Annotated in this window: 17 protein-coding genes and 1 pseudogene; 13 read left to right on the top strand and 5 right to left on the bottom strand. The window is 72.0% G+C overall.

The features are described from left to right. Both aspA and Q0L15_RS20950 read left to right on the top strand, forming a co-directional pair. Positions 1-168, top strand: a pseudogene (gene aspA, locus Q0L15_RS20955) (aspartate ammonia-lyase); the annotation flags it as partial. Continuing rightward, positions 165-785 carry a DUF305 domain-containing protein gene (locus Q0L15_RS20950; RefSeq protein WP_296606652.1) on the top strand — a complete coding sequence of 207 codons (621 nt, stop codon included), beginning with the start codon at positions 165-167 and terminating at the stop codon, positions 783-785. The pseudogene aspA and the gene Q0L15_RS20950, both read left to right, overlap by 4 nt. Before the next feature lie 37 nt (positions 786-822). On the opposite strand, the gene Q0L15_RS20945 is transcribed toward Q0L15_RS20950, so the two are convergent. From Q0L15_RS20945 to Q0L15_RS20935, 3 genes are all read right to left on the bottom strand, one after another. Then, positions 823-1,491 carry a transglycosylase SLT domain-containing protein gene (locus tag Q0L15_RS20945; RefSeq protein WP_296606650.1) on the bottom strand — a complete coding sequence of 223 codons (669 nt, stop codon included), beginning with the start codon at positions 1,489-1,491 and terminating at the stop codon, positions 823-825. Positions 1,492-1,697: 206 nt separating this feature from the next. Beyond that, positions 1,698-2,990 carry a PhoH family protein gene (locus tag Q0L15_RS20940; protein WP_296606653.1) on the bottom strand — a complete coding sequence of 431 codons (1,293 nt, stop codon included), beginning with the start codon at positions 2,988-2,990 and terminating at the stop codon, positions 1,698-1,700. A gap of 351 nt (positions 2,991-3,341) precedes the next feature. Next, positions 3,342-4,118, bottom strand: coding sequence for an isoprenyl transferase (locus Q0L15_RS20935; protein WP_296606649.1), 777 nt, complete (start codon positions 4,116-4,118; stop codon positions 3,342-3,344). A gap of 117 nt (positions 4,119-4,235) precedes the next feature. On the opposite strand from Q0L15_RS20935, the gene Q0L15_RS20930 reads away from it, so the two are divergent. The 9 genes from Q0L15_RS20930 (at position 4,236) to Q0L15_RS20890 (ending at position 15,758) form a co-directional block, all read left to right on the top strand. Continuing rightward, entirely contained in the window at positions 4,236-5,000 is a 765-nt protein-coding gene (locus tag Q0L15_RS20930) for a hemolysin III family protein (protein WP_296606647.1), read from the top strand. Positions 5,001-5,243: 243 nt separating this feature from the next. After that, on the top strand, positions 5,244-7,019 hold the full coding sequence (locus Q0L15_RS20925) for a glycoside hydrolase family 15 protein (protein ID WP_296606645.1): 1,776 nt from the start codon (positions 5,244-5,246) through the stop codon (positions 7,017-7,019). A gap of 71 nt (positions 7,020-7,090) precedes the next feature. Then, on the top strand, positions 7,091-8,092 hold the full coding sequence (locus Q0L15_RS20920) for an SDR family oxidoreductase (RefSeq protein WP_296606643.1): 1,002 nt from the start codon (positions 7,091-7,093) through the stop codon (positions 8,090-8,092). After that, positions 8,089-8,466 (top strand): hypothetical protein, encoded by a 378-nt coding sequence (locus Q0L15_RS20915; RefSeq protein WP_296606641.1) that lies wholly within the window; start codon positions 8,089-8,091, stop codon positions 8,464-8,466. The genes Q0L15_RS20920 and Q0L15_RS20915 overlap by 4 nt, the downstream gene beginning before the upstream one ends. Beyond that, on the top strand, positions 8,463-11,465 hold the full coding sequence (locus Q0L15_RS20910; RefSeq protein ID WP_296606639.1) for an FAD-binding and (Fe-S)-binding domain-containing protein: 3,003 nt from the start codon (positions 8,463-8,465) through the stop codon (positions 11,463-11,465). Before Q0L15_RS20915 ends, Q0L15_RS20910 begins: the two co-directional genes overlap by 4 nt. Beyond that, positions 11,462-13,240 (top strand): thiamine pyrophosphate-requiring protein, encoded by a 1,779-nt coding sequence (locus tag Q0L15_RS20905; protein ID WP_296606637.1) that lies wholly within the window; start codon positions 11,462-11,464, stop codon positions 13,238-13,240. The genes Q0L15_RS20910 and Q0L15_RS20905 overlap by 4 nt, the downstream gene beginning before the upstream one ends. After that, a complete protein-coding gene (locus Q0L15_RS20900; RefSeq protein ID WP_296606635.1) occupies positions 13,237-14,337 on the top strand; it encodes an enolase C-terminal domain-like protein in 1,101 nt (366 codons plus the stop codon). The genes Q0L15_RS20905 and Q0L15_RS20900 overlap by 4 nt, the downstream gene beginning before the upstream one ends. Positions 14,338-14,370: 33 nt before the next feature. Next, entirely contained in the window at positions 14,371-15,126 is a 756-nt protein-coding gene (locus tag Q0L15_RS20895) for a hypothetical protein (RefSeq protein WP_296606632.1), read from the top strand. A gap of 83 nt (positions 15,127-15,209) precedes the next feature. Beyond that, positions 15,210-15,758 carry a MarR family transcriptional regulator gene (locus Q0L15_RS20890; protein WP_296606631.1) on the top strand — a complete coding sequence of 183 codons (549 nt, stop codon included), beginning with the start codon at positions 15,210-15,212 and terminating at the stop codon, positions 15,756-15,758. Between the two features lie 273 nt (positions 15,759-16,031). Here Q0L15_RS20890 and Q0L15_RS20885 read toward each other — a convergent pair whose 3' ends face one another. Next, positions 16,032-17,369, bottom strand: a complete 1,338-nt coding sequence (locus Q0L15_RS20885) for a DUF2254 family protein (RefSeq protein WP_296606629.1) — start codon at positions 17,367-17,369, stop codon at positions 16,032-16,034. A 160-nt stretch (positions 17,370-17,529) separates the two neighbouring features. Here Q0L15_RS20885 and Q0L15_RS20880 point away from each other — a divergent pair, with 160 nt between their 5' ends. Then, a complete protein-coding gene (locus tag Q0L15_RS20880) occupies positions 17,530-18,567 on the top strand; it encodes a potassium channel family protein (protein WP_296606628.1) in 1,038 nt (345 codons plus the stop codon). A 161-nt stretch (positions 18,568-18,728) separates the two neighbouring features. Further along, positions 18,729-19,052, top strand: a complete 324-nt coding sequence (locus Q0L15_RS20875; RefSeq protein WP_296606626.1) for a hypothetical protein — start codon at positions 18,729-18,731, stop codon at positions 19,050-19,052. A gap of 18 nt (positions 19,053-19,070) precedes the next feature. Here the strand turns inward: Q0L15_RS20875 and Q0L15_RS20870 are convergent, their stop codons facing one another. Next, the gene (locus Q0L15_RS20870; protein WP_366939626.1) at positions 19,071-20,582 is read right to left on the bottom strand and encodes an aldehyde dehydrogenase family protein; all 1,512 of its coding nucleotides are present in this window, start codon (positions 20,580-20,582) and stop codon (positions 19,071-19,073) included. Positions 20,583-20,667: the final 85 nt, after the last annotated feature.

Below are 20,667 nucleotides of genomic sequence, written 5' to 3'. Positions count from 1 at the left end.
AACAAGTACGTCGGCTACGAGGCCGCGGCCAAGATCGCCAAGCAGGCGCTCGCCGCGGGCGCGACGATCCGCGAGACCGTGATCGCGATGGGCTTCGTCGAGCGCGGCGAACTCACCGAGGCCCAGCTCGACGAGGCGCTCGACGTCGAGAGCATGACCCACCCATGAGACATCGTCTGCCGAACGCGGCTGCGGCCGCCGTACTGACCCTCGTCCTGGCGACGGCCGGGTGCGGCAGCGACGACGCGCGCTCAGGATCAGGCCTGTCCGCGACCGAGCACAACGACGCCGACGTCGCGTTCGCGACCGACATGATCCAGCACCACGCGCAGGCCCTGTCGATGGTCGACCTGACGATGGGACGCCCGCTCGACCCCGAGGTCCAGCGGCTCGCGGAGGACATCCGCGCCGCTCAGGGACCGGAGATCGAGACCATGAGCGACTGGCTCAACGAGTGGGGTGAGGAGGTGCCGCCGACGATGCGCGACCACTCCCACGCCGGCCACGACATGGAGGGCATGGGCGAGTCGATGGAAGGCATGGACGACACCGAGATGCCCGGGATGATGTCCGCCGAGGAGATGACGGCGCTCGAGGAGGCCTCCGACGCGGAGTTCCAGTCGATGTGGCTGGAGATGATGGTCGAGCACCACGAGGGTGCGGTCGAGATGGCCGAGGAGCAGCAGGACGACGGGCGCTACCGCCCCGCGGTCGACCTGGCGGCGAGCATCACCGAGGCGCAGCAGGCCGAGATCGACGCGATGGAGTCGATGCTCGAGCGGTAGAGATCGCGAGCGCGCTGGCCGGCTCGTGCGCGGGCGTCTAGTACCAGCCGACGGACTGGGAGTGGCCCCAGGCGCTGCAGGGGCTGCCGTAGCGGTCGCGGATGTAGCCCAGGCCCCACTCGATCTGGGTGACCGGGTTGGTCGCCCAGTCGGCGCCCGCGGAGGCCATCTTGGAGCCGGGCAGCGACTGCGGGATGCCGTAGGCGCCCGAGGAGGCGTTCTGGGCCGAGGGGTTCCAGTTGCTCTCGCGGGTCCACAGCGAGTCGAGGCAGCCGAACTGGTCGGAGGAGAAGCCGAACTCGGGCAGCAGGGCCCGGGCGATCTCGCGCGGGTCGCCGTCGGCGACGTCGACGGAGCGGGTGACGGCAGGCCCGTCGTCGACCGACAGCGCGGCCTCCTTGGCCGGGTCGGCCTTGTCGCGACGATCCTCGGAGACGCGCGAGATCGAGCCGCGGGAGACGACGGCGTCACGCTCGATGACCTGGCCGCCCGAGGTGACGTGGGCGGCGCCGGTGCCGAGGTCCTCGGCGGCAGCGCTCACGTTGGTCGGCGAGGTGAGCACACCGCCGGAGACGGCCGCCCCGGTCGCCGCGACAGCGACCGACGACATCACCACCGTGTTGCGCAGGATCTTGCGCGGTGCGGCGGTGAGGGTCGGCTCCGGGACGTGCCGGTGCTTGGGAACGTACTTCGTGCGTTTCGACAAGGGCTCGTTACTCGGGTAGACGACGATGGTTCCCCCCGGACCACCGGCACCCGAGGCCGGTAGGTCACGAAAAGATCACGGGCCACCCTGCCTGAGGACCGAGGTGGTTGCAAACCGAACGGCCCAGCTTGTGAGCAACGACTACCGATGTCGGGACCTAGGTCACCTCAGGAGTCACACCAGTCACAGGAGGCTGTGCCAGAGCCTCAGAGCGTGACGTTCTCCAGCATCTCGGTGACGAGCGCGGCGATGGGCGAGCGCTCGGAACGGGTGAGGGTGACGTGGGCGAACAGCGGGTGGCCCTTGAGCTTCTCCACGACCGCGACCACGCCGTCGTGACGGCCGACGCGGAGGTTGTCACGCTGGGCCACGTCGTGGGTGAGCACGACCTTGGAGTTGGCGCCGATGCGCGAGAGAACGGTGAGCAGCACGTTGCGCTCGAGCGACTGGGCCTCGTCGACGATCACGAAGGAGTCGTGCAGCGAGCGGCCGCGGATGTGGGTCAGCGGCAGCACCTCGAGCATCCCGCGGGCCAGCACCTCCTCGATGACCTCGCGCGAGGTGATCGCGCCGAGGGTGTCGAAGACCGCCTGGGCCCACGGCGACATCTTCTCGGTCTCCGAGCCGGGCAGGTAGCCGAGCTCCTGGCCGCCGACCGCGAACAGCGGGCGGAAGACCACGACCTTCTGGTGCTGCCGACGCTCGAGCACCGCCTCGAGGCCGGCGCACAGCGCCATCGCGGACTTGCCGGTGCCGGCGCGCCCGCCGAGCGAGACGATGCCGACCTCGGGGTCGAGCAGCATCTCCAGGGCGATCCGCTGCTCGGCCGAGCGGCCGTGGATGCCGAAGGCCTCGCGGTCGCCGCGCACCAGGTGCACCCGCTTGTCGGCGCCGACCCGGCCGAGCGCGGTGCCGCGGTCGGAGAGCAGCACCAGGCCCTGGTGGCAGGGCAGGTCGCGGGCGACCTCGAGCTCGAGCACCCCGTCGTCGTAGAGCTCGTCGAGCTCGGCGGCGGCCACCTCCAGCTCGGCCATGCCGGAGTAGCCGGTGTCGGAGTCGCTGATCGCCTCGGCGCGGTACTCCTCGGCGTCCAGGCCGACCGCGGAGGCCTTGATGCGCAACGGCAGGTCCTTGGAGACCAGCGTGACGTCGTACCCCTCGTTGGCGAGGTTGCGCGCCACGGCCAGGATCCGGGTGTCGTTGTCCCCCAGGCGGAAGCCCGAGGGCAGCGACTCGGCGTCGGTGTGGTTGAGCTCGACGCGCACCGAGCCGCCCTCGTCACCGACCGGGACCGGCTCGTCGAGCCGACCGTGCGTGACACGCAGGTCGTCGAGCATCCGCAGCGCGCTGCGCGCGAAGAAGCCCAGCTCCGGGTGGTGCCGCTTGCCCTCCAGCTCGGTGATCACCACGACCGGCAGGACGACCTCGTGCTCGGCGAACCGGTTGATCGCGCCCGGGTCGGCGAGCAGGACACTGGTGTCGAGCACGTAGGTGCGCACCGAGGGTGCGGTGGAGCGCTGGGTCTTCTGCGTCTTCTGAGCCTTCTGGGCCTGCGGCACGACTAACCCCTTCGCAGGCCGGCGCGTGCACTCGCGCTCCGGCCGTGTGTCAAGCAGACGGACCGGAACGAGCCCGAGCGCCGGAGTGCCGGCGCCCGGCCGCGCGGCAGCCCGGCTGCCGTGCGATGCAGTCGTGAGTTCTCACGAACGGGCCTCCCGATACGGGGAGCTTCCCCACTCCCCGATAGCGCGAAAGTACGCCGCGATCGGGGCGATTTCGGGCGACACGCCCGGGCGCGCGGGTGAACGTCATGTGTCCGAAACAGCCGCTCGGACGGGGGCGGCGGGCGGTCAGGCGCCGAAGCGGCGCTCGCGCAGCGTGTAGGCCCGCAGGGCGCGCAGGAAGTCCACGCGGCGGAAGTCGGGCCAGTAGGCCTCGCAGAAGTAGAACTCCGACTTCGCGCTCTGCCACAGCAGGAAGCCACCGAGCCGCTGCTCGCCGGAGGTGCGGATCACCAGGTCGGGGTCGGGCTGGCCGCGGGTGTAGAGGTGCTCGGCGATCGCCTCGGTGTCCACGGCGGCCGCGAGCTCCTCGACCGAGACGCCCTTCTCGGCGGCCTCGAGCAGCAGGGAGCGTACGGCGTCCGCGATCTCGCGACGCCCGCCGTAGCCGACCGCGACGTTGACCAGCATCCCTTCGACGCCGCGGGTCGCCTCCTCGGCGGCCTTGAGCCGCTGCGCGACCGGGGTCGGCAGCAGGTCCAGCGCGCCCACGGGGTGCAGGCGCCAGCGCCGCTGGGCGGCGAGCGAGTCGACGGCGTCGGCGATGATGTCGAGCAACGGGCCGAGCTCGCGCTCGGGGCGGTTGAGGTTGTCGGTGGAGAGCAGCCACAAGGTGACGACCTCGGTGCCGACCTCGTCGCACCAGCCGAGCAGCGGCTCGATGTTGGCCGCGCCCGCCTCGTGACCGTCCGCGGTGTCGCGGCCCACGGCCCGGGCCCAGCGGCGGTTGCCGTCGAGCATCACGCCGATGTGCTTGGGGAGGTTCTCCGACGGCATGCGGCGCAGCATCCGTGCCTCGTAGGCCGGGTAGAGCACCCGCCGGAGGCCACGCTTCCAGTCCGCCACGACTGCGATGCTACCGGCGCCGGCCGAGGCTCACCGGCGTCCGCGCGAACGTGACGTTCACCGCGTCGGGGACTGCGCGGGGGTTCAGCCGACCTACCACCGGGTAGATTTCGAGGCATGAACCAGGCGATGGACCGAGCGAGGACGGGCGCGAACGACGCCGTGCGCTCGGGCCTCGACCACTTGCACGACTTCCGCGACGACCTCCACGAGAAGGTCGCCGACCTCAAGCCCAAGCTGCGTGGCTGGCTCCACCTCGGGGTGGCCCCCCTGACGCTCGCGGCCGGGATCGTGCTGGTCGCGCTCTCGCCGACCACGGCCTCGCGGATCGGCTCGGCGGTGTTCACCGGGTCGGCACTGGTGCTGTTCTCGGTGTCGGCGATCTACCACACCGGCACCTGGTCGCCCCGCACGTGGGCGTTCCTGCGGCGCTTCGACCACGCCAACATCTTCTTGCTGATCGCGGGGTCGTACACGCCGTTCAGCCTGTTGCTGCTCGAAGGCACCCAACGGGTCGCGCTGCTCACGACCGTGTGGACGGGAGCCGTGCTCGGGGTGCTGTTCCGGGTGTTCTGGACCGACGCGCCGCGCTGGCTCTACGTCCCGATCTACATCGCGATGGGCTGGGCCGCGGTCTTCTTCATTCCCGCGTTCCTCGACGGCGCGACCGCCATCGGCGGCGTCGGGATGGGCATCGCGATCTTCACGATGATCGTCGTCGGCGGCGCGCTCTATACCTTCGGTGGTGTCGTCTACGGCTTCAAGCGGCCCAATCCGTGGCCGCGCTGGTTCGGCTTCCACGAGGTGTTCCACACCTTCACGATCCTCGCGTTCGTCTCCCACTACGTGGGCGTCTCGATGGCGACGTACGCCCTGCGCTGACCCGCGCTGACCTGCGCTGACCTGCGCTGACCTGCGCCGTCAGGCGATCAGGACCGGGAGCGCCGACTCGCACACCACCGCGTTGCAGTAGTCGCACGCGGCCGCGCCGATGGCGAGCCTGCGGAGTGGTGCGCGGCGGTCCGCGACATGTGCGGCGGCGCATATTTGCGCTTGCGCATGGACTGCCGAGCCGCGGGTACCTCGACGACGTCCTCCTGCTCGCCCCTCGACCTGGAGTCGCCGGTGAACCGTCCGTTCGCTCCCCACACGTTGCGGCAGTACGCACTGCTGGCCGACGGCGAGCGCGGCGCGCTGGTGGGCCCTCGCGGGGATGTCGCCTTCATGTGCGCCCCTCGCTGGCACGACGACGCGGTGTTCGCCGCGCTCCTCGGCGGCGAGGGCAGGTACGCCGTCACGCCGCGTGACCCCCGCTTCGTGTGGGGTGGCCACTACGAGGAGGACAGCCTCATCTGGCGCAGCCGGTGGGTCACGACCGACGCGGTCATCGAGTGCCGCGAGGCGTTGGCCTGGCCCGGCGACCCGGCGCGGGTGGTGCTGCTCCGCCGCATCGAGGCATGTGACGGCGACGCCAAGGTCGACGTCGTGCTCGCGCTGCGCGCCGGTTTCGGAGCGCGGAGGATGACGGTCAAGCGGGTCGCGGACGATCTCTGGGAGGGCCGCACCGGCGACCTCCGTTACCGCTGGTCGGGGGTACCTGCCCACGCCCGACCCGACGGCGACAGCATCGGGTTCGCCCTGACGGTGCCCGAGGGCGAGCACCACGACCTGGTGCTGGAGGTCAGCCGCGACCCGCTGCCGGACCTGCCGCCCTCGCCCGAGGACACCTGGCAGCGCACCCGGCAGGGCTGGCTCGGTGCCGTGCCGCCCTTCGACGGGTCGGCCGCGCCGGGCGACTCGCGACACTCCTACGCCGTGCTGCGCGGCCTGACCAGCGAGACCGGCGCCATGGTGGCTGCAGCGACGACCTCGCTGCCCGAGCGGGCCGAGGCGGGCCGTAACTACGACTACCGCTACGCCTGGATCCGCGACCAGTGCTACGCCGGCCTCGCTGCTGCGGTCTCGGGCGGGGTCGACCTGCTCGACTCCGCGGTCCGGTTCGTCACCGACCGGATCTTCGCCGACGGCGACCAGATCAAGCCCGCCTACACCGTCACCGGCGGTCCGGTGCCCTCCGAGCGCCGGGTGAAGCTGCCCGGGTATCCCGGCGCTCCGGTCCAGGTCGGCAACCACGTCAACGCCCAGTTCCAGCTCGACGTCCTCGGCGAGGCCCTCCAGCTGTACGCCGCGGCCGACTCCGCCGGCCGCCTCGACGAGACCGGGTGGCGAGCGGTCGAGCAGACGGTCACCGCGATCCAGAAGCGCGGCGACGACCCCGACGCCGGCATCTGGGAGCTCGACGACCGGCGCTGGGCGCACTCCCGCCTGGCCTGCGTCGCCGGCCTGCGGTCGATCGCCGCGCGGCGTACCGGCGCCACGGCCCGCGCCTGGGAGGACCTCGCAGCCCAGATCCTGAGCTCGGTCGAGTCCGACTGCGTCCACTCCAGCGGACGCTGGCAACGCGCGCCCGACGACGAGCGAGTCGATGCCGCCCTGCTCCTGGGCGGGCTGCGCGGCGCCGTGCCCGCCGACGATCCCCGGCACGTCCGCACCTGGGAGGCGGTGGCCGCCGCGCTCGCCGACGACGGGTACGTCTACCGGTTCCGGCAGGACCCCGAGCGCTCCTTGCACGTCACCGAGGGTGCGTTCGTGCTGTGCGGCTTCCACATGGCGCTCGCGACCCTCCAGCAGGGACACGTCAGCGACGCGGTGCGCTGGTTCGAGCGCAACCGGGGCGCCCTCGGTCCACCCGGCCTGTTCGCCGAGGAGTTCGACGTCATCCAGCGCCAGCTCCGCGGCAACCTCCCGCAGGCCTTCGTCCACGCCATGTTGCTCGAGGCCGCCCAACGCCTCGGGGGCGCCGGCGTGTCCACGCCCGGGTTCGGCGCCGCTGCCCGGTAGCCGGCCGCCGTACCACCCCGAGCACGACCAGCAGCTCCGAGAACACCCAGTCGGGAAGTGAGGGAAGGACGATGGTGAAGAGTCCACGTGTCGTGGTGGTGACCGGCGCGAGCGGAGGGATCGGGCGCGCCTCGGCCCGGGCCTTCGCACGGCGCGGCGACCGGGTGGCGTTGATCGCCCGGGGCGAGGCCGGCCTGCGCGCTGCAGCCGCCGAGGTCGCCGCTGCCGGCTCGCAGGCGCTCGTCGTCCCAGCGGACACCGCGGACGCCGACGCCGTGGAGGTGGCGGCGCAGCGGATCGAGGACGAGCTCGGCCCGATCGACGTCTGGGTGAACGTCGCGTTCACCTCCGTGTTCGCGAAGTTCACCGACATCGAGGCAGACGAGTTCCGGCGGGTCACCGAGGTGACCTACCTGGGCTACGTCAACGCCACGCGAGCGGCGCTCAAGCGGATGCTGCCCCGCGACCGCGGGGCCATCGTGCAGGTCGGCTCCACGCTCGCCTACCGCGGCATCCCGCTGCAGTCGGCGTACTGCGGGGCCAAGCACGCCCTCCAGGGCTGGCACGAGTCGTTGCGGTGCGAACTGCTCCACGAGCGCAGCAACGTGCACGTCACGATGGTGCAGATGCCGGCGGTCAACACGCCGCAGTTCGACTGGGTGCTGTCGCGGCTGCCGCGCCACGCACAGCCTGTGCCGCCGATCTACCAGCCCGAGGTCGCCGCCGACGCGGTCGTGTACGCCGCCGACCACCCCAAACGGCGCGAGTACTGGGTCGGCGAGACCACCGCCGCCACCCTGATCGTCAACGCGGTTGCGCCCGGTCTGCTCGACCGCTACCTCGCGCGCACGGGCTTCACGTCCCAGCAGACCGACCAGCCGAAGCCGCCGGACCAGCCGGCGAACCTGTGGGAGCCGGCCGACGAGGACCGTGACTTCGGCGCCCACGGGGACTTCGACGACACCTCGCACGCACACAGCCCCCAGGTGTGGGCCTCCCAGCACCACGGCGCGCTCGCGCTCGCCGGCGCCCTCGTCGCCGGCGCGGCCCTGACGCTGCGGCGGCGCTCATGAGGGGCGCCGACGCGGTCCGCCTGGTCCTCGGCGTGCCGGCGGCCGTCCGGCCCGACCTGCCGGCCCGGCTCCTCGGGGTGAGACCCAGTGACGACCTCGTGCTGGTCACCCGCGTCCTCGGAGTCCGGTACGCCGTCCAGGGTGTCGCGACCGCGGTGCTCACCCGGACGCCCTACCGGCACCGCACCCTGGTCGCCGGCTCGGTGGTCGACGGCGCCCACGCCGCGTCCATGCTCCCCGTCGCGGTCCTCCTTCCCCGCGTCGCGCGACCCGCACTGGTCAGCGCGACCGTCGCGACGACCCTCGCGGTGCTGGACGCCCACGCCAGTGGCCGACCGGCACCACCCGCGGGAGCGAGAGGAGCCCGGTCATGACGGCGGTGTCGACCGACCGGCTCGCGAGGGCCGAGGAGCTGTTGCGCGAGCGCGTCCGGGGCGAGGTGCGCTTCGACGACGGATCCCGGGCGGCGTACTCCACCGACGCCTCCAACTTCCGTCAGGTGCCGATCGGCGTGGTCGTCCCGCGCACGATCGAGGACGTCGTGGCGACCGTGGCTGTCTGTCACGAGCTCGGCCTGCCGATCGTCAACCGCGGCGGGGGCACCAGTCTCGCCGGCCAGTGCACCAACGAGGCGATCGTCATCGACTACACCAAGCACTGCAACCGCCTGCTCTCGGTCGATGCCCAGGCCCGGCGCTGCGTCGTCGAGCCAGGGATCGTGCTCGACGATCTCAACCGACAGCTCGCCGACACGGGACTACGGTTCGGCCCCGAGCCCGCCACGCACCCCAACTGCACGCTCGGCGGGATGATCGGGAACAACTCCTGCGGAGCCACGGCCCAGCGCACCGGCAAGGTCGTCGACAACATCTACGCGCTGGACGTGCTGCTCCACGACGGGACCCGCTTCACCGCCAAGGCGCTCGACGACGAGGAGTACGCCGAGCTCGCCGGCCGCGCCGACCGCGTCGGTGAGATCCACCGCACGCTGCGCCGCCTGCGCGACGACCACGGGGACCTGATCAGGGAGCGCTACCCCCGGATCCCGCGCCGCGTGTCCGGCTACAACCTCGACTCGCTGCTGCCCGAGCACGACTTCGACATGGCCGGGTTCCTGGTGGGCAGCGAGTCGACCCTGGTGACGGTCCTCCACGCCGAGCTGGAGCTGGTGCCCGTCGTCGAGGCCCGCACGCTGGTCGTCCTGGGATACCCCGACATCTTCGTCGCCGCCGACGCCGTCCCGGCCATCGTCGAGCACGAGCCGATCGCGCTCGAGGGCGTGGACCATTACCTCGTCCACGACCAGCAGCTCAAGGGCATGAACCCCGATGCCCTGCAGGAGCTCCCCGACGGTGCGGGCTACCTGATGGTGCAGATGGGCGGCGAGGACAGCGACGAGGCCGACCGCAGGGCGAAGGCGATGCTCGACGCGATCGGCCGCACCGACCACGCCCCCGGCGTCGCCTTCTACGACGATCCCGAGAAGGAGCACGCGCTGTGGATGGTGCGTGAGTCGGGACTCGGCGCCACCGCCCACGTGCCCCACCACGCCGACACGTTCGAGGGCTGGGAGGACTCCGCGGTCGCGCCCGACCGGCTCGGCGACTACCTCCGCGACCTCAACGGGCTCTATCAGGAGTTCGGCTACGCCAGCGACACCGGTCCCAGCCTCTACGGCCACTTCGGACAGGGCTGCGTGCACACGCGGATCCCCTTCGACCTCTACACCACCGAGGGCGTGGCGACCTACCGCCGGTTCATGGAGACGGCCGCCCGGCTCGTCGCCGGCTACGGGGGCTCCCTCTCCGGCGAGCACGGCGACGGCCAGTCGCGCGGCGAGCTGCTGCCGATCATGTTCGGCGACGACGTCGTCCGCCTGTTCGAGGAGGTCAAGGGCCTCTTCGACCCCGGCGACCTCATGAACCCGGGCAAGACCGTCAAGCCGGCCGCCCTCGACCAGCACCTGCGCCTGGGCGGCGACTGGGAGCCGCGGCGGATGCTGCCGTTGGCGTTCGGATATCCCGACGACGGCCACAGCTTCGCCCAAGCCGCCAACCGCTGCGTCGGCGTGGGCAAGTGCCGGCAGCTCACCCACCAGGGCGGCCAGGTCATGTGCCCCTCCTACCAAGCCACCCACGAGGAGGAGCACTCCACCCGCGGCCGCGCGCGGCTGCTGTTCGAGATGATCGACGGCCACGGCGACAGCCCGATCCGCGACGGCTGGCGCTCCGAGGCGGTCCGCGACGCCCTCGACCTGTGCCTGGCGTGCAAGGGGTGCACGTCCGACTGCCCCGCCCACGTGGACATGGCCACCTACAAGGCCGAGTTCATGTACCAGCACTACCGGGGACGCCTGCGCCCCCGGGCCGACTACGCGACCGGCTACCTGCCGATGGCCGCGCGGGTGGTCGACCGGCTCCGGCTCGCGCCGTTCGTCAACCGCCTGGCGTCGGTCCCCGCGTTGCGCCGGGCCGGCACCCGCGCCGCCGGCCTGGAGGACCGCACCCCGCCCACCTTCGCCGCCCAGTCGCTGCAACGCTGGTTCCGCACCCACACACCCGCCCCGGGCGCCGGTCGGCTGGGCACCGTGCTGCTGTGGCCGGATACCTTCACCAACCACTTCCACCCCGACTCCGGCATCGCCGCGGTCCGCGTGCTGGAGGCAGCCGGCTGGGCGGTCACCATGCCGGAGCGTCCGGTGTGCTGCGGCCTGACGTGGATCTCCACCGGACAGCTCGACGTGGCCCGCCGGCGCGTGCGCTCCACCATCGAGACCCTCGCCCCCCACGTCCGCGCGGGCGGGCTGGTCGTCGGCCTCGAGCCCAGCTGCACCGCGGTGCTCCGCTCGGACGCGGCGGAGCTCATGCCCGACGACCTGGACACCCGCCGGGTCCGTGACCACACGGTCACCCTGGCCGAGCTGCTCATGGAGCACACCGACGGCTGGGAGCCGCCTCACGTCGACGACCTCACCGCGAAGGTCCAGGTCCACTGCCACCAGCACGCCGTCCTGACGTGGGACGCCGACCGGGACCTCCTCGAGAAGTCCGGCGTCCAGGTCGACCGGCTCGACTCCGGCTGCTGCGGGCTCGCCGGCAACTGGGGCTTCACCGCCGGCCACGGCGAGGTCAGCAAGGCCTGCGCCGAGCAGGGCCTCCTGCCCGCGCTACGCGAGACCGACCCGCACGACCCGCGCACCGTCGTGCTCGCCGACGGCTTCTCCTGCCGCACCCAGATCCACGACCTCGACGAGGCCGGCCACGAGCCGCTGCACCTCGCACAGCTCATCGACCGGCTCTCCCGCACGACGCTGCCGACCCACCCACCCGAGCGGTCCATCCACCCACCCAACGAGCAAGGGAGCACGACATGAGCACCACCGTCGCCGACCACCTGCTGGCGCGCTTGAGGGAGTGGGGCGTCGAGCACGTCTTCGGCTTCCCCGGGGACGGGATCAACGGGATCCTGGGAGCGTTCTCGCGAGCTGACGACCAGCCGCCGTTCATCCAGTCGCGCCACGAGGAGATGAGCGCCTTCGAGGCGGTGGGCTACGCGAAGCTGAGCGGACGGGTGGGGGTCTGCATGGCCACCTCCGGGCCTGGTGCGATCCATCTGCTCAACGGCCTGTACGACGCCAAGCTCGACCACGTGCCCGTCGTCGCGATCGTCGGCCAGACCGCCCGGTCCGCGATGGGCGGGAGCTACCAGCAGGAGGTCGACCTGCTGAGCCTGTTCAAGGACGTGGCCGGGGACTACGTGCAGATGGTGACGGTGCCCGAGCAGCTGCCCAACGTGCTGGACCGCGCGATCCGCACCGCGCTGTCCCGCCGGGCGCCGACCGCGATCATCATCCCGTCGGACGTGCAGGAGCTCGAGTACGTGCCTCCGGGCCACGAGTTCAAGATGGTGCCCTCCAGCCTGGGCATCAGCTGGCCGCAGGTGCAACCCGACGACGACGCGCTGCGCCGCGCCGCCGACATCCTCAATGCCGGCACCAAGGTCGCCATGCTGGTCGGGCAGGGGGCTCGCAGCGCGGTGGCCGAGGTCCAGCAGGTCGCCGACCTGCTGGGCGCGGGCGTGGCCAAGGCCCTGCTCGGCAAGGACGTCCTCAGCGACGACCTGCCCTACGTCACGGGCTCGATCGGCCTGCTCGGCACCCGGGCGAGCTATGAGCTCATGAGCGACTGCGAAACGCTGCTGACCGTCGGATCCAGCTTCCCCTACACGCAGTTCATGCCCGAGCTGGACCAGGCTCGGGCCGTCCAGATCGACATCGACGGCTCGATGATCGGGCTGCGCTATCCCTACGAGGTCAACCTCGTGGGGGACGCCGCGGCCACGCTGCGCGCCCTGCTGCCGCTCCTGCAGCGCAAGGAGGACCGGTCGTGGCAGGACAAGGTGTGCCAGGACGTCGCGGACTGGTGGGACGCGGTCGAGAGCGAGGCCATGGCCTCCGCCGACCCGGTCAACCCGCTGCGGATCTTCTCGGAGTTCGCCGAGGTCGCCCCGCACGACGCGATGATCCTCGCGGACAGCGGCTCGTGCGCCAACTGGTACGCGCGACTGGTCAAGATGCGCGGCACCATGCGCGGGACGTTGTCGGGCAACCTCGCGACGATGGGACCGGCGGTCCCCTATGCGATCGGCGCCAAGTTCGCCCACCCCGACCGCCCGGCGGTCGCGTTCGAGGGCGACGGCGCGATGCAGATGAACGGCCTCGCCGAGCTCATCACGATCAGCCGCTACTGGAAGGAGTGGTCCGACCCTCGCCTGGTGGTGGCCGTGCTGCACAACAACGACCTCAACCAGGTCACCTGGGAGCTGCGCGCCATGGGCGGCACCCCGAAGTTCGTGGAGTCCCAGGCCCTGCCGGACGTGACGTACGCCGACTTCGCCACCTCGCTGGGGCTCGGCGCGCGGGTGGTCACGGACCCGGCCGACCTGGCCGGCGCCTGGCAGGAAGCGCTCGCCGCCGACCGTCCGTTCCTGCTGGACGTGCACTGCGACCCCGACGTACCCCCGATCCCCCCGCACGCGACGCTCGAGCAGATGACCAACCTCGCCAAGGCGCTCGCGAAGGGCGACGACAATCGGTGGGGCGTGATCAAGGAGGGCATCAAGACCAAGGCTCGCGAGGTCCTGTCGTGAACGACCCTCCCGCCCCGATGGTCGAGCGGCTCGAGGCACACGCCTACCGGATCCCGACCGACGTCCCGGAAGCCGACGGCACCCTGAGCTGGAGCTCCTCGACCCTGGTCGTGGTCGAGGCACACGCCCGAGGTCATGTCGGAACCGGCTGGACGTGGGCGCCCGCCGCGGCCGTCCAGGTCGTCGAGGAGCTGCTGCGTCCCGTCGTCCTCGATGCCAGCGCCCTGGCACCCGCCGGCCTCCAGGAGGCGATGGTCGTGGCGGTGCGCAACGCGGGGCGGCCCGGGCTGGTCGGGATGGCGATCTCCGCGGTCGACATCGCACTGTGGGACCTCGGCGCCCGGCTTCTGGAGGTATCGCTGGCCCAGTGGTGGGACCTCGAGCCCCGCGCCGTCCCGGTGTACGGCAGCGGCGGGTTCACGACCTACGACGACGAGCGGCTGCTGTGCCAGGTCGAGGGCTGGAAGCTGGCCGGTGTCGGGGCGGTGAAGATCAAGATCGGCGAGTCCTCGGGTGCCGAGGAGCAGCGCGACCTCCACCGCACCGCGCTCGTGCTGGACGCCGTCGGACCGGGGACCGAGGTGTTCGTCGACGCCAACGGCGGCTACGGCCGAGCGCAGGCCGCCCGTGTAGGGCACGCCCTCGAGGACCTCGGCGCCACCTGGTTCGAGGAGCCGGTGAGCTCTGACGACCTGGAGGGTCTCGACCGGCTCCACCAGGAGCTGACCCTCGACGTGACCGCCGGCGAGTACGGCTACGACCTGCCCTACTTCGAGCGGCTCGCCCCGGTCGTGGACTGCATCCAGCTCGACGTGACGCGGTGCGGTGGTTACACGGAGTGGCTCCGGATCTGCCGGCACCTCGCGTCGCGGGGCCGGGACGTCTCGGCGCACTGCGCGCCGTACCTCACCGCTCCCGTCGCCACCGTCACACCGAACCTGCGTCACCTCGAGTGGTTCCACGACCACGTTCGCATCGCTCGCGAGCTGGTCGACGGCTACACCGAACCGGTCGGTGGCGCCCTCCAGCCCACCGACCGTCCGGGCCACGGCCTGTCGTTCCGCGCCGACCGGGCCGAGCGCTATCGCTTGGCCTGACCGGCGCTCACACCACCGACGAAGGGAATCGACATGACGCACCAGAAGTCCACGGGCAAGCACCGCGTCCGGCCTCGCCGGGTGTGGGGCGGGCTCTTCGTCGCGATCGTCGGCGCCGCCGTGATCGGGCTGGCCATCCTGGTCGCGTCCTGGTCGGTCGCCCTCGCCGGCCTCGTGCTGCTCGGCATCGGCGCGTTGGTGGCGTGGCGGGGCGGCGCCCTGTACGACGCGACCGGAGCGTTCGAGCTCGACGCCGAGGTCCGCGACATCAAGGAGGGCAACGCCCGCGAGGGCACCAAGGCCGGCGAACAGATCCGCGACCCCGACGCCCGCCGTGAGAGCCGACGCGCCGATCACACACGCCGGGCAGCCACCGCCGGGACGCTCCGAGCCCCTCGGCCCGGTCTGTCGGTGGCGGGCGCCATCGTCCTGCTCGTCGCCGCCGCGTTCGTGCTGAGCACACAGGGCATGTACCCCCACACCCACACCGGGCAGATCAACGGCGAGCGCGACCTCGGGCTGGCGATCCTGGCCGGCCTGGTGGGCCTGCGGGTCCTGCTGTCGCCGCGCCCCCACCGCGTGGGCGTGGCCGTCGCCCTGCTGTGCGCCGCCGGCATGGCGCTCCAGGCGTGGCTGGCACCGCACGACGCCACCAGGTCGGCAGCGTTCGAGACAGCCGCGGCGGTCGCCTACGTGGTCGGCGGGCTGATGGCGCTCGACGTCCGCGAGCCACGCGCGGGCCTGCCGGCGCGAGCCATCGACCGTGCGTCGAGCGTCGTGGCCCGGTGAGACGGGAGCCGGACATGCCGACCTCCGGCCCCTGCGCCGAGGGCCTCACGACCCGCGACGTGACGACGAGGAGAGCGTGACCCATGACCGACCAGGCCGCCGGCGACGCCCTCTCGAGCAGGCGTCGGCAGCGCCGTGCTGAGGACCGCTCCGCGCACGACCGGGCGAGCGACGCCATGCTGGCCGTCTCGGGCACGATGACGGCCGTCGTGGCGCGCACCCTGACGGAGATGAGCGAGGAGATCAGCGTCCGACAGCTGCGGACGATGGTCCTGCTCAGCTCACGTGGTCCGCTCAACGTCTCCACGATCGCCGAGCACCTCGGTGTCAACGCGTCGAACGCCAGCCGCACCTGCGAGGAGCTCGTCCGGCTCGGCATGGTGGCACGCACCGAGCACGACGAGGACCGGCGTCACACCCTTCTGGTCCTCACCGAGGAGGGCACCGCGCTCGTCGGCCGCCTGCTGGCGGCGCGCCGCGACATCATCGCCGGGATCGCCGCCCGGATGGACCCCGCCGATGCGGCGGGCCTGGCCGACGGCCTGGCGGCGTTCTCAGCCGCCGTCGGCGCGGCGCCCCCCGAGGACGAGGTCGGCCTGCCGGACGGCCGAATCATCCCCTGGCTTCTGTGATCGCCGCACACCTCGGGCGGCCAGGGGTCCCGCATGATGGACGACTTCCCGCAGGAGGCGATCCCGCTGATGAGCGTGCTCAGCGCCATGTGCCACCACACCTAGGGTGCGGCGTTGCACGCGGCCGCTCTGGCGACGGTGACGGGGAGCCGCTGGCTCGAGACGATCGGTTCGCAGACGTCATGGCGGACTGCTGGCCGCCTACTCCATGGCGGTGTTCGCGGCGCCGCAGGCAGCCTGGGGGCGTTCTTCGCGGCCCGACATCCCGGCACCTCATGACACCGTGGCGCGGCGCGCGCCTCGCCCGGTCCCGGGCCCTGCACCCAGGTCGTCGAGCGCGAGCGCTCGATCGAGACAGGTCCGCTCGCGGTCGACCGCAGGCGAGGCGGGCAGACGATCGAGCTCGTCCTGGAGGGCCGCGACGTCGCGGCGGATCCGCTCGACCAGCGGCGGGGATGCCAGCTCGGCCAGGAAGCGGTAGGTCTGCAGGACCCGGACCGCCTGCTGGTGCTGGCGTGACTCCCGGGCGACCACGGCCGCCGAGTAGACGGCCTCGAGCAGGGTCTCGACATCCCGGTCCGGGTAGACCACGCTCGCCGACTCGTCCCCGACCCGTTCACCCTCGATCAGCCACCGGGCCCCGAGGTCGCGCAGCGCGTGCAGGGCCTGCCCGGCGATCGCCGGGTTGTGCTTGGAGGTCGAGCCGCTGGTCCAGCCGATGTTGCTGATGTCCCGCACGGCCGTGCTGGGGTCGAAGTCGATGTCCGGCGCGGGACTCACCGGGAGCGCGTTCGCGAGCTCCCGGCAGATCCGCTGCGCTTCAGCGCGATCGGGGTGGCGGACGCGAGCAAGGAGGGCGCCCAGGACCACCTGGTCGCCGATGGCGACCAGGATCTCGACCTCCGGGCGGCTGCCCGGGTCGGCGACACCGCTCCCGCCGCCAGCGCCCATCGCCCGTTCGATGCGATCGAGGTCGACGGACTCGACGTACCCGAAGGTGTCCGCTCGCAGCTCGGCGTTGACCGGCGCCGTGGACGTCGAGGTGCGACGGGTGCGCGCCACGATGCGCCCCTCACGCTCGTGAGCCGCGACCGCCCGGTCGTGGAGCTGCCGCATCACGTTGTCGGGTCGCATCTGGTCGATCGTCGAGTAGACGAGGAAGAGCAGGCACCCCAGGGCGACGACGGTGAGAACGGTGGCGAAGAACGCGCCGATGATGGGCGGTGTCTTCGGCTGCACGGCCGCCATCACCACGTACGAGTACAGGGCCAGGCCGACGAAGAGGCCCAGGTAGACCTGGTTCGTACGACGGCGCACGAACTGGTCGAAGACGACCGGAGAAAGGCTGGAGGCGGTCTGCTGCACCGCGAGCAGCAGCACGGAGAACGTGATGGAGGTGACGGTCACGAGACCGGTGGCGACCGCGGTCAGGGTCCCGGTGGCACTGCTCGCCCCGATGTAGTGGCCGAGGAGCCGCCGCGCACTGGCGAAGAACGCGCCGTGCGCTTGGTCTCCGACGATGGACACGCCTGCGAGGACGAGAAGGACCACCACCACGAGGATCGGCACGAGGGCGAACTCGCGCAGAGCGCGCGGCACTCGAACGCGCATGGGTGGAGTCGCGCTTGCCCCGTTGCCCACTTCTACCTCCTCGACGAATGGCCGCGGCACCTCGGAGATGTTTGCGTACCCGCACAGGTTCTGGGGTAATCGTCTCTTCGTGACGACCTCCATCGCAACGGTCGCGTCACTGGCACTCGGAGCAGGACTGGTGGCAGTGACGCTGGCCGACGTCTTCTACACGGTGCTGTTCCCCGGCAGCGGCCGGGGACCGGTCCGTCGCCCCTTGAGCCGCTCGATCCGCTGGCTCTTCCGCCGGACCCGGCGACTGCCGAAGGGCCGGCGGCAGCGGCTGCTCGCGTACGCCGGCCCGGCCGAGGTGACCCTCACTTTGCTGTCCTGGTTCGTGCTGCTGCTGGCCGGCTGGGCGGCGATCTACCACCCGGCACTCGGCGGCCCGGTCACCGCGGCGCAGGGCGCGACGGACCAGAGCTGGGGCACCGCGGTCTACTTCAGCGGCTACAACCTCACGACCCTCGGGCTGGGCGACCTGGTCGCCACGACCCCCGCCTACCGGGTGCTGGTCGTCGTCGAGGCCGGGACCGGCTTCACCACGTTCACCTTGGCGATCTCCTACTTCGTCTCGGTCTACGGCACGCTCGCGGGGCGCAACAGCTTCGCGATGGCGCTGCACGACCGCAGCCGCGGCACCGGCCACGGCTCGACGATCGTGGCCGCCCTCTGGGCGGAGGGGCCGGTCGCCGCCACCGTGGACCTGCACTCCATGGCGGCCGGCCTGCGCGAGCTCGTGCAGACCCACAGCTCCTACCCGGTGCTGCGGTCCTTCCACTACCAGCGCGAGTACGACGCGCTGCCGCGGATGCTGTTGACCTGCTGGGAGACCGCCACGCTGCTGCGGACCACCGTGGACGTGCGCGACGGCTCCCGACCCGAGCTCACAGGTAGTGACGTCGCGGAGATCGAGGTCGCCGCGACCACCATGACCGAGCGCGTGACCGGTTCGGGGCCCGGCGACGTACCCACACCGGACGAGGAGCAGCTCGAGCGGTGGCGGCGGCACCACCAGCGGATGGAACGCGACCTGCACGCGGCCGGCGTACCCCTCCTGTCCGGCGCGACCGACCGCTACCTCGCCGCACGAGCGCGCTGGGACCCGCGGCTGAGCCACCTGGCCCATCGGCTCATGTACGACTGGCCCGACCACCTCCAGCCCGGCCCCGGATCCTGACACACCGCCCATATCGTTGCGCTAGAGCATGAATCTGGTGCCACCGGGCACCGGGGTGATGTCGCACCTGCAGGCCTGGACCTCGGCTCACGTGCTCGCCTTCGGCCGGCACAGGTTGGTGCGGCGACTGCTCACGCCATCCCGACGCTGCGGAGGACGACATGCGCATCGCTCAGACCCTCGTCGCCTGGTCGGCCCTCGCCGGCGTGAAGCGGGCCCTGGCCCGCCGGAAGGGCCCGAGCGGGGAGCTGCGATACCACGTGCCGGTGGGCCACGACCCTGCGGCCGCGCTCGCGGCCGTCCGCGGCAGCGGCCTCTCGGCCACGATCGCGATCGACGGGGGCTACGAGGACGTCGTCATCGCGTGCGACCCGACCGAGGACCGCGAACGCGTGCGGTCGGTGCTGCGCGACGCCCCGACGAGCATGGGCGGGGACCGGAGCGCCGGCGCGCCCGTGGTCTTCGCGGACGAGGAGCCCGGCTGACCCCGCGCGACCCCCTGCTCAGCCGCGCCCGTGCAGGGTCCTGACGATCGCCGCGAGCCGCTTGTCGGCCTTCTCGGTGCGCTCGAACGTCGTCAGCGCCAGCGCCGGCTTGAACCGCTGGCGGGCGATGGCCTTGGCGTAGGTGAACTCCTTGAGCCCTTCGGGCCCGTGGATGCGACCGAAGCCGGAGTCGCCGACGCCGCCGAACGGCAGGCTCGGGATCGCCGCGAACGAGATCACCGAGTTGATGGCCGTCATGCCCGAGCGGATGCGCTCGGCGATGGCCATCCCGTTGTCCTTGCTGAACACCGTGGCGCCCAGGCCGTACGCCGTCCCGTTGGCCAGCGCGACCGCCTCGTCCATGTCGCGCACCTTGGCGATCGTCACGGTCGGGCCGAACGTCTCCTCCTGGACGGCCGCGGAGTCCTCGGGCACGTCGACGAGGATCGTGGGCTGCACGAACCGCTCGCCGACCGCGTGGGCGCCACCGACCACGGCGCGGCCACCGCGGGCCAGCGCGTCGTCGATGTGCCGGCGGATCACCCCGACCTGGCTCTCCATGGTGATCGGGCCGATCTTGGAGTCGTCGCCGGCGTGGGCGCTCAGGCCCTCCGCGCGGCGGGTGATCTCGGCGACGAACTCGTCGTACACCCGCTCGTGGACGTAGACGCGCTCGACACCGGTGCAGGTCTGGCCGGCGTTGCTGCAGGCGCCCCACAGCGCGGCGTCGGCGGCGGCCGCGACGTCGGCGTCCGCGTCGACGAGCAGGGGGTCCTTGCCGCCGGCCTCGATGACGACCGGGGTGAGGGTCTCGGCGCAGGCGGCCATCACGCGCTTGCCGGTGCCGGTCGAGCCGGTGAACGCCACCTTGTCGACCCCGGCGCGGCACAGCGCGGCCCCGGTCTCGCCCTGCCCGGTGACGAGCTGGAGGACGGGGCGGCCCACGACCTCGGAGAACGTGCGCACCAGCCACTCCCCGATGGCCGGGGTGTGCTCGCTGGGCTTGAACACCACGGCGTTGCCGGCCGCCAGCGCGTAGGCGATCGAGCCGAGCGGGGTGAAGACGGGGTAGTTCCAGGGGCCGATGACCCCGACCACGCCGAGCGGGCGGAACTCCACGGTCGCGGCCTGGTTGACCATCAGCATCCCCGGCGAGACGCGGTGCCGGCCCAGCACCTTGCCGGCGTGGTTGGCGGCCCAGGCGATATGGTCGATGCCGAGCGTGGCCTCCATGACCGCGTCGGAGCGCGGCTTGCCCATCTCGCGGCGCATCAGGTCGGCGAGCTCGGGCAGCCGCCGGGCGATCGTCGCCTTCCACGTGTTCAGGTAGACCTTGCGGTCCTTGAACGTCAGCCCCGACCACCACTCGGCCGCCTTGCGGGCGCGCGCGACCGCATGGCGGACCTCGGCCTCGCCGTGGATCGGGAAGATGCCGACGACCTCGCCGGTGGCGGGGTTCAGCGACTCGAAGGTCGCGGCCTCGTTGCCGGGCTCGGAGCCGGACGAGGGGCGGGCGGGGGCCTGGGTCATCGCGTGCTCCTGGGGGACCGTCACAGTGATGCTCACAGTGGGACTGTCACGGTACCTGCCGGACGGTCACGGGGGAACCGTCCGG

The organism is Nocardioides sp., from assembly GCF_024509035.1.
GTDB lineage: Bacteria > Actinomycetota > Actinomycetes > Propionibacteriales > Nocardioidaceae > Nocardioides.
This window is presented reverse-complemented; position numbering and strand designations above follow the sequence as displayed.